The organism is Hymenobacter telluris (assembly GCF_017313265.1).
GTDB classification, from domain to species: domain Bacteria; phylum Bacteroidota; class Bacteroidia; order Cytophagales; family Hymenobacteraceae; genus Hymenobacter; species Hymenobacter telluris.
Map to the genome: position 1 here is coordinate 136806 of NZ_JAFLQZ010000012.1, position 12906 is coordinate 149711.

Sequence of the window (12906 nt, forward strand, 5' to 3'; positions counted from 1 at the left end):
CCTTGCCCGGTCTGCTTGCTTGCGCCTTAGGGCTACTGTTCTTGGGTAGCTACCGGCAATTCCCATGCGCCGTGCGGGTTGTAGTGGAGCTGGCCGGCCTGAATGTGGAGGGGCGCTTGCAGGTTGTTGTGGTAGAGCTGCCCGGTGCCCAGGCCCTGCGGAAAGTTGGGGAGGGCGTACTCGCCGGCCAGTTGGCTCACGGCGTTCAGCCCCACATTCGACTCCAGCGCCGACGTGAGCCACCAGCTGATGCCCCGGTCTTCGGCTTGCTGCCACCAGCCCGCGGCAGCGGCCAGCCCGCCTACCAATGTGGGCTTGAGAATGATATACGCCGGCTGAATTTCATCAAGCAACGCCACCTGTAGCGCGGGGTCCACAACGCCAATCAGCTCCTCATCCAGGGCCACTGGCACTGGCGAGTGAAGGCACACTTCGGCCATAGCAGCCCACTGCCCGGCGGCCAGCGGCTGCTCAATGGAATGCAGCTGAAAGCGGGCCAGCTGCTCTAGCTTCGTCAGCGCCTCGGCGGGGGCGAAGGCGCCGTTGGCATCCACGCGCAAGGTTAGCTCGGCGGGCCCGGCTTCGGCCCTGATTTCGCTGAGCAGCTGCAGTTCGGTGGCGAAATCGAGGCTGCCAATCTTGAGTTTCAGGCAGGAATAGCCTTCGGTCAGCTTCTTCCGGATTTGCTCGCGCATAAACGCGGCATCGCCCATCCACACCAGCCCATTGATGGGAATCCCGGCTTCGCCGCGGCTGAAGGTGTTGCTGAACAGCTGGCGCTGTCCGCCGTGGTGCAAATCAAGCAGGGCGGTTTCCAGACCGAAGCGGAGCGCGGGCCAGGTAGGCTCTGCCAGCGCCAGCACCTCTTCCGGCCCGGCATCGGGCGCAAATCCGGCGCGGTTGAAATCGGCGCATAGGTTGGCGAGGCGCGCCTCGAAATCGGGGCGGTAGTCGGGGCTGAGGCCGGCCAGCGGGGCGGCTTCGCCCAAGCCCACCAGGCCCGGCCGTTGCGTATCGGTAAGGTGCAGGTACCAGGCCGTGTGCTCGGTGAGGGCCCCGCGGGAGGTTCGGGCCGGAAAGTTGAAGCGCAGCACCCGCCGCGAATAATGAAGCTGAAGCATAAGGCAATAGTACGGCAGATTAGCCAGAGCAAGTTGTGGCGGCCGCTTGGGCAAATGCAGTATAGCTTTGGTCAGCCATGATGCCCCAAACACAAAAGCCGCTTCCGGAACAATTCCGAAGCGGCTTTTATCAAGTAAAACGGCACGTATTGCGGGTAGCGGACTACGCTTTGGCAGTGGGGGTTTTGCGGGTAGCCTGGCCTCCTTTGCGGCCGGCGGCCCGAGCTTCTTCGGCCGTGAAGCGGTGGCCCCGGCCACTCTCGTGCGAGGCTTTGCCCCCTTCGCTGGCAATTTTGCGCTGCTGCTCGGGGTCCATGGCCGCAAAGCCCCGCGGACGCTTCACTTTGGCATCGGCGGCAGCCTTCGACTTAACGATTGGTTGCTTTACGGCGTTGGTTGAGGGGTTAGTCTGCATAGCTCAAATATGTGTAGTGGAAAGGAATGCCTGTTAGGGGCGTTGGAAAGGACAATAAACGCACACCCGTCCACCCAGACCAATCAAAACCAACAAAAAACGCCCGTATTGGCCTAAAATACCGCTTTGTACTGATGAGGTTGCGCGATATACAAATACCGGTTGCGACAAATACGGAGGAGCTTGCGCACCAAGCGCCGCGCTACATCCGCAGGTGCCAAAACCTGAACCAGAGAAATACAGTTACTTTCTAGCCTCTCCACCTCAACTGCCTTTCCATATGTCTGCTGCCTCTCCCTCTCTGGCCACGCCGGCTACCACTGCTGCGTCCACCCTAACCAACCGTTTCCATACCATCCGCCAGCGCACTGAGCTGCTGTGCCGGCCGCTGCTGCCCGAAGATACGGTAGTGCAGCCCATGCTGGATGTGAGCCCGCCAAAGTGGCACCTGGCGCACGTTACCTGGTTCTGGGAAACGTTTCTGCTTAAGGAGCATCTACCTGGTTACCAGGTGTATCACCCCGACTACGCCTTCCTGTTCAATTCTTACTACAACTCGTTGGGCTCCCGCGTGAACCGCGCCGACCGGGGCACCATCTCGCGTCCGGCCCTGGCCGATGTGTATGCCTACCGGGCCCACGTAGATGCCCACATGCCGCAGCTGCTGGCCCTGGCCGATACGCTGCCCCCCGCCTTCCACGAGGTGTTCGAGTTAGGCTTGCAGCACGAGCAGCAGCATCAGGAGCTACTGGCCACCGACATCAAATACATTCTCAGCACCAGCCCTTTAGCGCCGGCATATCTTGATAATTCCGGGTTAGAAGATGCAACCCGAAAGGCAACGAATCCGGAAGCCCCAAGGGCTACCTGGCTGCCGGTACCTGGTGGTATTTCGCGTATTGGATACGAGGGCAATGGCTTTTGCTTTGATAATGAGTTGAACTCGCATGAGGTACTGACGACCGATTTCGAGGTGCAGAACCGGCTGGTAACCAACGGCGAATATTTGGAATTCATAGCCGCCGGCGGCTACCAGGATTTCCGCTACTGGCTGGGCGAAGGCTGGGACTTAGTGCAGACCATGCACTGGGAGGCCCCACTTTATTGGGTGCAGAAAGACAACGGCTGGCACCGGTTCACGCACCATGGCCTGCAACCCGTACACTTGGCCGCGCCGGTTACGCACGTCAGCTTCTACGAGGCCAATGCCTACGCCAACTGGGCGGGCGCCCGCCTGCTCACCGAACCCGAATGGGAAGTAGCGGCCCGGCACTTTGGGGCCACACCTGCGGGCGGTACCTTCCTGGAAAGCAACCTCTTCGACCCGCAGCCGCTACCCGCCGATGCCGACCCTACCCGCTGCCACCAGCTACTCGGCGACGCTTGGGAATGGACGTATTCGGCGTATCATCCGTATCCGGGGTATAGCCGTGCGGCCGGGGCGCTGGGCGAGTACAACGGCAAGTTCATGGTCAACCAACTGGTGCTGCGCGGGGGCTCCTGCGCCACGCCGGTCAGCCACATCCGGCTCACGTACCGCAACTTCTTCCACGCCGATAAGCGCTGGCAATTCACGGGAATTCGGCTGGCCCGCTAGCTTGGCTTCCAACATTTTTTTCGTTGATTTTTCGCTTTGAATCAACTGCTTCTGTCACCCGGCGCGGTTCTCACTCTACGCCTTCCAGTATTCGTTCATGACCTCTCCTTCCGCTTCAACCTCCTTCCTGACGGCCTCTTCCGAACCCGAGCAACTCACGCCCGACGACCAACAGCTAACGGCCTTGAAGGAGCACGTAGCCGCTGGCCTGAGCCGCCCGCAGAAAACGTTGTCGTCGATGTATTTCTACGACGACGAAGGCAGCCGGCTGTTTCAGCAAATCATGGCCCTGCCCGAGTACTACCCCACGCGCACCGAGTTTGGGCTCCTGACCCAGCACCAGGCGGCCCTGGCTACGGCACTACGGCCCGCGGCGGCGCAGGAACCGTTCTTTCTGATTGAGCTAGGCGCCGGCGACGGTCTGAAAACCAAAATATTGCTCCGACATCTGCTGGAAACCAACGCGGTATTCACCTACGTGCCCGTTGATATTTCCGGGGCGGCGCTGGACGGGCTGGCGGCCAGTTTGGGAGAGGAACTGCCGGAGTTGCGGGTGGAGCCTATTGTGGCCGATTATTCGGCGGCGTTGCAGTTGATGGCTTCCCGGCCGGGCCGCAAAGTGGTGCTGTTTCTGGGTTCCAACATCGGCAATTTCTCGCCCGACGACCGGCAGGCGTTTCTGCAAACCCTGGCCGGCCCCCTCACCACCAACGACCGGCTACTTATCGGCTTCGACTTGCAGAAAGACCCGCGCTTTATTCGGGCGGCGTATGATGATAGCCAAGGCGTTACGGCTGCTTTCAACCTGAACCTGCTTACGCGCCTCAACCGGGAGCTGGGTGCCGATTTCGACCTGGCGCACTGGCAGCACTACACCGATTACGACCCGCTGGCGGGCACCGTTCGGTCGTTTCTAGTAAGCACCCGCGCTCAAGCCGTGCACATGGCCGCCTTGCAGCAAACCTTCGACTTTAGGGCCTGGGAAACCATTCACACCGAGAATTCCTACAAGTTCACGGCGCCGCAAATTGAAGTGTTGGCCGCCGAAGCCGGTCTGCGCGTAACCGAGTTTTTCACCGACTCGCAGGATTACTTTGCTGATGTCGTACTCCGGCCGGCCTAAGTACCGAGTTGGCTGTTGGATTTCAGCCTAAAGCAACCGCAAGCCAACAACCGCAACACAACTGCCAATGCCTACTATCAGCCTTGCTTCCGGCTATGGCAATTTCCAGCTGCCAACCGCAGCCTTGGCCCGCGTAACGGCTTTGCTGGCGAGTGGCAAGCTACCAGCCAGTCCGCCGGAGGGGTTGCCGGAACTGCGCGAGGCCCTGGTTGCCCGCTACCAAGCGCAAGGTGCTTTACCGGGTCTTTCGGCTAGCCAAGTGGTGGTAACGCCCGGTACCAAAGCGGCGCTGTTTGCCATATTGCGCGCCGTGTTGCGCCCCGGCGACGAGGTACTGCTGCCCACGCCCAACTGGTTCGGCTTCTGGGGTTTGGTTGAGCAGGCCGGTGGCACAGTGCGCGAACTGCCCCTCAGTGCCGAGGACAATTACACGTTATCAGCCCACACGCTAGCAACAGCCATTACCCCCCGCACGCGGCTGCTGTTATTCACCAACCCCAACAACCCTACCGGCCGGATATACACCCGCGCTGAAGTACAGGCGCTGTTAGACGTAACCCGTCAGCATCCGCAGCTATTCGTGCTGTCCGACGAAATCTACGATGGTATCTGCTTTGAAGCTGCGGCCGTTCCTACGCTGCTCTCTTTCCCCGACCCGCATAGCCAGCACGTGGTGGTGAATGGGTTTTCCAAGTCGTTGGCGCTGCTGGGCTGGAACATCGGCTACCTGGTGGCACCGGCGCCTATTGCCCAGGCGTGTGCCGCGCAGCAGTTTACCACCGCCGGGGCCGTAGCGGTTCCTAGCCAGATGGCCGCCTTGGCAGCTACCGAAAACAAGCCCGCCATTACCGCCGCTTTGCGTCAGCAACTGCTCCCAAACCGGCAACTGCTTTTCAACTTCCTGGCCACACTCCCGCAGGCCTTGCCCCAGCCACCCGGCGGCACCTACTACGCCTTTCCCGATTTGCGGGCCTTCCTCGACCCTACCCTGCCGCTCGTTCCCGGTTCGGCACAACTCGTAGCTCGTTTACAGGCTGCCGGTGTGGAAGTGGTGGACGGGGCTACTTGCCACGCACCCGGTTTCGTGCGGCTGTCTTATGCGGTGCCAACTTCCGAGTTAGCCCAGGCCCTCGAACGGCTCGATAAGGCGCTTCGGCCGCCTGTTTCGTTGTAACATAACCCGGCGCTTGGCTTTACGGGGTTACCTTTGCGGCTTCATTCTGCTGTTGCTCTCATGTCTTTCGCCGCCCTCCGCCCCCACCTCAAACCCACCATTTCGCTAGCTTATCCGGTTGTGCTTAGCCAGTTAGGCCACGTTTTGGTTAACGTGTGCGACTCAGTGATGGTCGGGCAGACCGGTAAAGTGCCGCTGGCGGCGGTGAGTTTGGGCGTGAGCGTGAATACGATGGTAATGGTGATGGGCATGGGCCTCTCAATGGCTATTACGCCACTGGTAGCCGCCGCCGACGGGCAGCGCGACGTACGCCAACTGGGCCGGCTGCTGGGCAGCGGCGTGTGGCTGTGCGCGGTGGCGGGGCTGGTGCTCGGGGCTACGGGCCTGCTGATTGCGCCGCTGCTGAAGTACCTGGGCCAGCCAGCCGAGGTGGTAGCCCTGGCCGCTCCCTGGATTCGGGTGATATTTCTGTCATTGCTGCCACTGATGGTATTTCAGGGATTCCGGCAATTTGCTGAAGGGCTGGGCCTCACCCGGCAGGCTATGTACCTCTCCATTATGGCCAACGTGGTGAATGCCGGCTTGTGCTACCTGCTCATATTCGGGCACTTCGGGGCGCCGCAGATGGGCATGATGGGCTCAGCGTGGGCCACGGTGGCGGCCCGCATTCTGATGGCGCTGCTCATGGGCGCTTACGTGCTGCGGGCGGCGCGCCTGCAACCTTACCGCACCGCCGTGCCCTCGTGGTTCCGCCCCGACTGGACCACGCTGCGCCGATTGATGGGTTTGGGCACCCCCATTGGCGTGCAGATGATGTTTGAAATGGGTGCGTTCAGCTTCTCGGCCATCATGATTGGCTGGCTCGGCGCCACTTCGCTAGCGGCCCACCAGATTGCCATCAACGTCGCCTCCGTTACCTACATGGCTGCCAGCGGCATTGCGGCGGCGGCCACCATCCGGGTGGGCAACCTGCGCGGCCTCAACGACGCCTTTGGGGCGCGGCAGGCGGGGCTGGCCGCCTACCTGCTGGCGTTCCTATTTATGGCCACTATGGGGTTGCTGCTGGTGGCGGCCCGCTTCTATATTCCGCATTTCTATAATCACGACCCGGCCGTGGTAGCCCAGGCCGCCACCTTGCTGCTCATTGCCGCCGCTTTCCAGGTTTCCGATGGTTTGCAGGTGGTGGGCCTGGGGGCGTTGCGCGGCCTTGAAGACGTGAAAGTGCCGTCGGTGGTGGCGTTGCTGGCGTATTGGGTGGTGGCGCTGCCGCTGGGTTACACGCTGGGCTTTGTATTTGAGATGGGCAATGTGGGCGTGTGGCTGGGCTTGCTACTGGGCCTGACGCTGGTGGCGGGGGTACTGCTGTGGCGCTTCCGGCAGCACAGCACTGTGGTAGCAGCGCCGCCTGCGGTGCTGGCGGGCAATTGATTTACTGTCCGCAGAAACCATTTTTCTTTATCTCCCAACTTCGAAATGTGCAGTTTCGGGGTCTTTCTGGAACGAGAGTTTCGCCGTTGATGTATCAGAAAAACCTAGTCGCTTTTTCGGTGGGTTATCTGGTTATTATATTTGAAAATGGCTTTTTTCTCTTTTCTCTTGCTATTGCTGGCTCCTGCGCCGCAGCCTCTTGCGCAAACCCCGGCCAAAACTGCTCCGCCCAAAGAAACCATTGCCTGGTCGGCAGAACGGCCACTTGCCTGGGTGGATTTCAAAAGCCGGCCCATTGCTACGGAACAGCTGGCGGCTCTCACGGCCAGCAACATCGACGTGCAAGTGGGCTGCACCGATTTCGTGTTTCGCTCCAGCGTGAAGGCCGTATTCATGCCCACTGAATCGTGGGTGCGCGACGCCAAAAACGCCTCACCGGCCTTACTGCGCCACGAGCAGCTGCACTTCGACCTGACCGAGCTGCACGCCCGCATGCTGCGCCAGAAGCTGAGTTTGGTGAAACTGGACTGCCAGCACCTCAACCCCGCTTTCAACAACCTGACCAAGGCCGCCTTTGCCGCCTGGCAGCGCGAGGAAAGCCGCTACGACGGCGAAACCAACCACGGCCTCAACGCTGAAAAACAGAAGTTCTGGGAAGCCCAGGTGCAGCTGCGCCTCAACCAGCTAACGGCCTTCGCCCAGCAGTAAGTGGCGCGAAGCCTTTATTTTGCGCTCCACCTTTCCTTGTTAGTACTATGGCTGCTATTACCTGGGCTGATTTCGAGCGGGTTGATTTGCGGGTGGGCACCATCCTGGAAGCCCGTGAATTTCCGGAAGCCCGCCGCCCCGCCTATCAATTGCTCATCGACTTAGGCCCTGAAATCGGCCGCAAACGCTCCAGCGCCCAAATCACGCAGCACTATCAGCCCGCCGACCTCGTAGGCCGCCAGGTGCTGTGCGTGGTCAATTTCCCACCCAAGCAGATTGGGAAATTTATGTCGGAAGTACTGGTAACCGGGGCCGCCGACGAGCAGGGCTACATTGTGCTGGCCGCGCTGGCCGGGCCCGTTCCCAACGGCAGCCGCCTGGTATAATGAACCGGTGAACTGGTGAGGTAGTGAGTTTGACGTTCTATTTGCCACAAACTCACCATTTCACTATCTCGCCATTTCACTTCTTCTCCCCCAGCTTCATTTGCCGCATCGACAGCGTATCGAGCACGACGCCGTAGATGTCGTCGAGGTCTTTGCCGTGGGTGGCGTAGTAGCGGTAGCTCTGGTGAAACAGCGAATCACTTATTTCATAGCGCCAGAAGATGGCTTTCTGCTGTTGCAAGTACAAAGCCCGCGCCGAGTCGGTGGAGAGCCGGGAGCTTTCCACCCGGGCTTCCAGCAAGTGCAGGTCGGCCAGCACGCTGACCATCTGCACGCGGGGCATCAAAGGCTGCGGCGGCGGCACATCGTCGGAGCGTTGGCAGCCCAGCAGCAGGCCGGCGAATAGCAAGCTAAGTGTTAGCGGATAAACCCGAAAGAGCAAGTGTTTCACGGCGCAAAAATACAATTTCCTACTGGTTTCCGGTGGCTTATTTGGATGTCTGCTTTTTATACGAACGGCAATACTTACCTGATTCGCGTAGTTTAGCTGTTATGAATGCGCCCACTACCCCGTTTCAATTGCTCGTGCGCAAGCTTCAGCAGCTGGAAATCCGGATGCTGAAGGCCGTGGACGCGCAACTTCAAGGCAATTTCCGCTCCGTTTTCAAGGGTACCGGCCTCGAATTCGACGACGTACGCCTCTACCAATACGGCGACGAGGTGCGCGCCATCGACTGGGCCGTATCGAGCAAGGGCCACGGCACGTTCATCAAAACCTACAAGGAAGAGCGAGAACAGCAGGTATTGCTGCTGTTTGATGTCAGCGGTTCACAGCAAGTGGGTGCCCAGGGCCGTAGCAAGCTGGATGTAGGCCGCGAAATCTGCGGGATTCTGGCGCTGGCCGCCGCCCGGCAGGATGCGCAGTTGGGCATTCTGGCTTTTTCCGACCAAAAGGAGCTGTACTTACCGCCTGGCAAAGGCATCCGGCACGCCTACGCCCTCATCAAGCGGCTCTACGACCTGGAGCCCAAGTCTAGGCAGACGGCGGTGGGTGCGGGCATCAAGCAGGCGCTGGGACTGTTGAAGCGGCGCAGCATTATTCTACTGATTTCCGATTTCATTGACTCCACCTACGAGCGGGAGCTAACCATGCTGGCCCAAAAGCACGACCTGGTAGTGGTGCAGCTCCTCGACCAGCGGGAGCGGGAGTTTCCGCCCTTGGGCATCGTGCCGCTCTACGACCAGGAATCTGGCCGCACCATCTGGACCAACACCTCTTCGAGTGCATTCCGGGCCCGTTACCGCGCCACCTACGAGCAAAACCGTTCCCAAATCAGCCACATCTGCCGCCGCCACCGCACCGAATATCTGTCCATTGCCACCAATGCCGACTACATGCCCCAGCTGATTCGGCTGTTTCGGCGGCGCAACCTCCGGGCGGGCCGTGGGTAAAGCGCTGCTCTATTTGCTGGTGTTGCTGGCACTGCCGCTTGCCAGTGCGGCCCAGTCAACCGCCGACACGATTCCGCCGCGCGGCCGTTTCCTGCAACCGTCGGTGCGAGTGGGCGAGCTGGTTGACTACGAGCTGAGCTACACCCACGAGCCGGGGCTGAACGTCATCTTCCCCGACTCGACGGCCAATTACGCGCCCTTCGAGTACGTGGGCAAAACTTACCGGCCCACCCGCACCCGCCGGGGCCGTAGCCTCGACGAAACGGTGTATCACCTGCGCACCTTCGCGCTTGATTCGGTGCAGCAGTTGGCGTTGCCCGTCACTATTCTGCAAGGCCTCGATACGCTTACTGCGCCGGCCACGGTAGCCACCGTGCGCCTGAAGCGGACAGTGGCCCCGGTAACGGATGGCGCGGCGCCTGTTTTGCGCGAAAACACCACCTTGCTGCCCGTTGAGCCCACCTTCAACTATCCATACTGGCTGGCTGGTTTGGGTTTGGTGGCGGTGGTGCTGGGGGGCGTGGCGCTGGGGTTTGGCCGACGGTGGCGGCGGCAGTATCAGCTGTATAAGCTGCGCAAAAACCACGTGTATTTCCTGACCCAGTACGCCCGCCACGTCGAGCGGTTTACGCTCAGCCGCTCGCTCAACAACATGGAACGCGCCATCACGCTCTGGAAAAATTACCTCACCACGCTCGAAAACAGCGTTATCAATAGCCTCACCACCCGCGAGATAGTAGCGCATTACCAAAACGATAATGACGTGAAACTGGCCTTGCGCCTCGCCGACCGGGTTATTTATGGCAACCAGTTCACGGAAGACGATACCGAAACCGACCTCGCCTTCGACCTGCTGCGCGACTTCGCCCAGCGCCGGTTCGAGGAATTAATAATCAAAAAGTATGGGGTATGAGTTGTCGGGTGTCAGCTGGTTACCAGGGGCTGAGCTTTGTGACCAATACAACTGGCTTTCAACGAATGCATTCTTAATTCTTAATTCTTAATTCTTAATTCTTAATTCTTAATTCTTAATTCTTAATTCTTAATTCTTAATTCAAAAAAGAATGCAGCTTTGGCAACAGTTTCTGGCCCCTCTTGTGGATAGCTTACGCTACGCCACCCTGGCCAGCTATGCCTGGGAAAAGCCGCGGCTGCTGTTTCTGATTGCGGGCATTCCGCTGCTGTTTGGGGTGCGTTGGCTGCTCGCGTACCGGCGACGCAGCAAGCTGGGCGTGGCCTTCGTGCAGGGCGACATCCGGCGCGACTGGAGTGCTGTGCTGCGCTTCCTTCCTGATATTGTGCTGGGCCTGAGCTTGGCGTTTGGGATAGTAGCGCTGGCCCGCCCCCAACGCACCGACGACCGAGTGGTGCAGTCGGGAGAGGGCATTGATATTCTGCTGGTGCTGGACGTATCGGGCTCGATGGAGCTGGGCGACCTGCGCCCCAACCGCCTGGAAGCCGCTAAACGGGTGGCGCAGGAGTTTGTAAATGGCCGCTCCGGCGACCGGCTGGGCTTGGTGGTGTTTGCCGGTGATGCGTACTCGCTGGCGCCCCTCACCACCGATTATGAGTTGCTGCGCGAGAGTATTGAGGGTTTGAAACTAGGCATGATTGCCAATGACGGCACCGCCATTGGTACGGCGCTGGGCGTGGCAACCAACCGCCTGCGCGACTCCCACAGCCGTACCCGCGTGTGCATCCTCCTCTCCGACGGCGAAAACACGGCCGGCAGCCTCGACCCGCTTACAGCTGCTCAGCTCGCCCACGCCTACGGCCTGAAAATCTACACCATTGGGCTGGGGCAGGATGGCGTGGTGCCATTTGGCAAAGACGGGCTGGGGCGCACCAATTACGTAAACACCCGGCTCGACGAAACCACCATGCGCCAGATTGCCGAAGCCGGCGAGGGTCAGTTCTTCCGGGCCACCGACAACGCCGCCCTGCGCCAGGTGTTTCAGCGCATCAACCGCTACGAAAAATCAGAAATCAAGCAAACCCGCTTCCGCAACACCCGCGACTATTACCGCATTTATCTGTTCTGGTGCGTAGGGCTATGGCTGCTGTGGCTGGGCCTCAAAAACACGTTCCTCGTTAACTCGCTGGAAGATTAATTAATGTGCTGGTTTCTGAGGTGTTAATGTGCTGATGAGGCAACCCAAAAACGCGTTGACTTCCAAAAGAATACTGCCCATCTGCTCAGCAACAACCAACCATTAACTACTCTTCATCAACAATCAACCCATCGAAAATCAGCACATCAACTAATGTCCATTTCCGATAATATCCACTTCTTTCAAAACCAGCTTGCGGGCACGGATTGTCGCCTGGTTACCGTTACGAAAACGCACCCGGTGGAGAAGCTGCAAGAGGCTTACGACGCCGGCGCGCGGCTTTTTGGCGAGAACAAGGTGCAGGAAATGGCTGCCAAGCACCCCGAGTTGCCCGCCGATATTGAGTGGCACCTGATTGGGCACCTGCAAACCAATAAGGTGAAATATATTGCGCCATTTGTGCACACCATTCAGAGCATAGATAGCCTGAAGCTGCTGCTGGAAATGGAGAAGCAAGCTGCCAAGTACGGCCGCGTCATCAATGGGCTACTCCAGTTCCACATTGCCGCCGAAGAAACAAAAACCGGCCTCACCCTCCCTGAAGCCGAGGAAATTCTGCAATCCGACGCCTTCAAGGGGTTACAGCACGTACGCATCACGGGGGTTATGGCTATTGCCACCAACACCCCCGACGAAACCCAGCTGCGCCGGGAGTTCAGTGAGTTGCGCGGTTATTTCGAGCTGCTGCGCACGCGCTACTTCGCTGATGCTGAGTATTTCCGGGAAATATCCATGGGTATGAGCTCCGACTATAAGCTGGCTATTGCCGAGGGTAGCACGCTCATCCGGGTGGGCAGCGCTATTTTTGGGGCCCGCTAGATTCGTTTTTCGTTGTTGGTTTTCGGCAGTTACGCCATATCACACACCAACAGCGAAAAACAAGAAACCAACAACGAAAAACCAACTCATGACCGCACGAATCATTTTGCAACTCGCTGCCCTGCTGGGCGCCCTCGGAGTAGGCATCGGCGCATTTGGGGCGCACGGCTTGCGCCCGATGCTGGAAGCTTCCGGCCGCTTCGACACGTTTGAAACGGCTGTGCGCTACCAGTTTTACCATGCGCTGGGCTTGCTGGCGGTAGGCGTGTTGCTGCATGCCCGCCCCGAGCTGCGCCTGCTGAGCACTACCGCTTGGTTATGGCTGGGGGGCGTACTGCTATTCAGTGGCTCCTTATATCTGCTGTGCTTCACGGGCGTTACCAAGCTGGGCGCCGTGGCCCCCATCGGGGGTCTGTTGCTCATTGCCGGCTGGATTACGCTACTACTGGCCGCCCGGCAGGTATAGCCGGTTGTCATTCCGACGCAGGAGGAATCTGAGTGAAGCTGTTGAACTAGTACACTCAGATTCCTCCTGCGTCGGAATGACGATTTCTTGCGAGATGTACACAAAA

General features: G+C 59.4%; 14 protein-coding genes. 11 read left to right on the forward strand and 3 right to left on the reverse strand.

Features of this window, described 5'->3' with window-relative positions; translation table 11 throughout:
• Positions 1–32: 32 nt before the first annotated feature.
• Entirely contained in the window at positions 33–1121 is a 1089-nt protein-coding gene (locus tag J0X19_RS16800; protein WP_206985585.1) for an o-succinylbenzoate synthase, read from the reverse strand.
• 163 nt (positions 1122–1284) lie between these two features.
• On the reverse strand, positions 1285–1536 hold the full coding sequence (locus J0X19_RS16805; RefSeq protein WP_206985586.1) for a KGG domain-containing protein: 252 nt from the start codon (positions 1534–1536) through the stop codon (positions 1285–1287).
• A 280-nt stretch (positions 1537–1816) separates the two neighbouring features.
• On the opposite strand from J0X19_RS16805, the gene egtB reads away from it, so the two are divergent.
• The 6 genes from egtB (at position 1817) to J0X19_RS16835 (ending at position 7952) form a co-directional block, all read left to right on the forward strand.
• Positions 1817–3133 (forward strand): ergothioneine biosynthesis protein EgtB, encoded by a 1317-nt coding sequence (gene egtB / locus J0X19_RS16810; protein WP_206985587.1) that lies wholly within the window; start codon positions 1817–1819, stop codon positions 3131–3133.
• A gap of 97 nt (positions 3134–3230) precedes the next feature.
• Positions 3231–4256, forward strand: coding sequence for an L-histidine N(alpha)-methyltransferase (egtD, locus tag J0X19_RS16815; protein ID WP_206985588.1), 1026 nt, complete (start codon positions 3231–3233; stop codon positions 4254–4256).
• Positions 4257–4323: 67 nt separating this feature from the next.
• Positions 4324–5430, forward strand: coding sequence for a pyridoxal phosphate-dependent aminotransferase (locus J0X19_RS16820; protein WP_206985589.1), 1107 nt, complete (start codon positions 4324–4326; stop codon positions 5428–5430).
• A 60-nt stretch (positions 5431–5490) separates the two neighbouring features.
• Positions 5491–6858 carry an MATE family efflux transporter gene (locus J0X19_RS16825; protein ID WP_206985590.1) on the forward strand — a complete coding sequence of 456 codons (1368 nt, stop codon included), beginning with the start codon at positions 5491–5493 and terminating at the stop codon, positions 6856–6858.
• Between the two features lie 147 nt (positions 6859–7005).
• Positions 7006–7566, forward strand: coding sequence for a DUF922 domain-containing protein (locus J0X19_RS16830; protein WP_206985591.1), 561 nt, complete (start codon positions 7006–7008; stop codon positions 7564–7566).
• A 47-nt stretch (positions 7567–7613) separates the two neighbouring features.
• Positions 7614–7952, forward strand: a complete 339-nt coding sequence (locus tag J0X19_RS16835) for a tRNA-binding protein (protein ID WP_206985592.1) — start codon at positions 7614–7616, stop codon at positions 7950–7952.
• Between the two features lie 76 nt (positions 7953–8028).
• On the opposite strand, the gene J0X19_RS16840 is transcribed toward J0X19_RS16835, so the two are convergent.
• Complete coding sequence (locus J0X19_RS16840) at positions 8029–8403, reverse strand: DUF4296 domain-containing protein (RefSeq protein ID WP_206985593.1); 375 nt, start codon at positions 8401–8403, stop codon at positions 8029–8031.
• 101 nt (positions 8404–8504) lie between these two features.
• On the opposite strand from J0X19_RS16840, the gene J0X19_RS16845 reads away from it, so the two are divergent.
• From J0X19_RS16845 to J0X19_RS16865, 5 genes are all read left to right on the forward strand, one after another.
• The gene (locus J0X19_RS16845; RefSeq protein ID WP_206985594.1) at positions 8505–9404 is read left to right on the forward strand and encodes a DUF58 domain-containing protein; all 900 of its coding nucleotides are present in this window, start codon (positions 8505–8507) and stop codon (positions 9402–9404) included.
• Positions 9397–10317 carry a hypothetical protein gene (locus J0X19_RS16850; RefSeq protein WP_206985595.1) on the forward strand — a complete coding sequence of 307 codons (921 nt, stop codon included), beginning with the start codon at positions 9397–9399 and terminating at the stop codon, positions 10315–10317. The genes J0X19_RS16845 and J0X19_RS16850 overlap by 8 nt, the downstream gene beginning before the upstream one ends.
• Before the next feature lie 151 nt (positions 10318–10468).
• Positions 10469–11515, forward strand: coding sequence for a vWA domain-containing protein (locus J0X19_RS16855; protein ID WP_206985596.1), 1047 nt, complete (start codon positions 10469–10471; stop codon positions 11513–11515).
• A 153-nt stretch (positions 11516–11668) separates the two neighbouring features.
• Positions 11669–12334, forward strand: coding sequence for a YggS family pyridoxal phosphate-dependent enzyme (locus J0X19_RS16860; protein WP_206985597.1), 666 nt, complete (start codon positions 11669–11671; stop codon positions 12332–12334).
• Between the two features lie 88 nt (positions 12335–12422).
• Positions 12423–12800, forward strand: a complete 378-nt coding sequence (locus tag J0X19_RS16865; RefSeq protein ID WP_206985598.1) for a DUF423 domain-containing protein — start codon at positions 12423–12425, stop codon at positions 12798–12800.
• Positions 12801–12906 lie beyond the last annotated feature (106 nt).

Bases quoted from the DNA above. Each gene is read 5' to 3' on its own strand.
- J0X19_RS16830 (WP_206985591.1), top strand. From the start codon at position 7,006: ATGGCTTTTTTCTCTTTTCTCTTGCTATTGCTGGCTCCTGCGCCGCAG.
- egtB (WP_206985587.1), top strand. From the start codon at position 1,817: ATGTCTGCTGCCTCTCCCTCTCTGGCCACGCCGGCTACCACTGCTGCG.
- J0X19_RS16820 (WP_206985589.1), top strand. From the start codon at position 4,324: ATGCCTACTATCAGCCTTGCTTCCGGCTATGGCAATTTCCAGCTGCCA.
- J0X19_RS16800 (WP_206985585.1), bottom strand. From the start codon at position 1,121: ATGCTTCAGCTTCATTATTCGCGGCGGGTGCTGCGCTTCAACTTTCCG.
- J0X19_RS16845 (WP_206985594.1), top strand. From the start codon at position 8,505: ATGAATGCGCCCACTACCCCGTTTCAATTGCTCGTGCGCAAGCTTCAG.
- J0X19_RS16860 (WP_206985597.1), top strand. From the start codon at position 11,669: ATGTCCATTTCCGATAATATCCACTTCTTTCAAAACCAGCTTGCGGGC.
- J0X19_RS16865 (WP_206985598.1), top strand. From the start codon at position 12,423: ATGACCGCACGAATCATTTTGCAACTCGCTGCCCTGCTGGGCGCCCTC.
- egtD (WP_206985588.1), top strand. From the start codon at position 3,231: ATGACCTCTCCTTCCGCTTCAACCTCCTTCCTGACGGCCTCTTCCGAA.
- J0X19_RS16835 (WP_206985592.1), top strand. From the start codon at position 7,614: ATGGCTGCTATTACCTGGGCTGATTTCGAGCGGGTTGATTTGCGGGTG.
- J0X19_RS16825 (WP_206985590.1), top strand. From the start codon at position 5,491: ATGTCTTTCGCCGCCCTCCGCCCCCACCTCAAACCCACCATTTCGCTA.
- J0X19_RS16805 (WP_206985586.1), bottom strand. From the start codon at position 1,536: ATGCAGACTAACCCCTCAACCAACGCCGTAAAGCAACCAATCGTTAAG.
- J0X19_RS16855 (WP_206985596.1), top strand. From the start codon at position 10,469: ATGCAGCTTTGGCAACAGTTTCTGGCCCCTCTTGTGGATAGCTTACGC.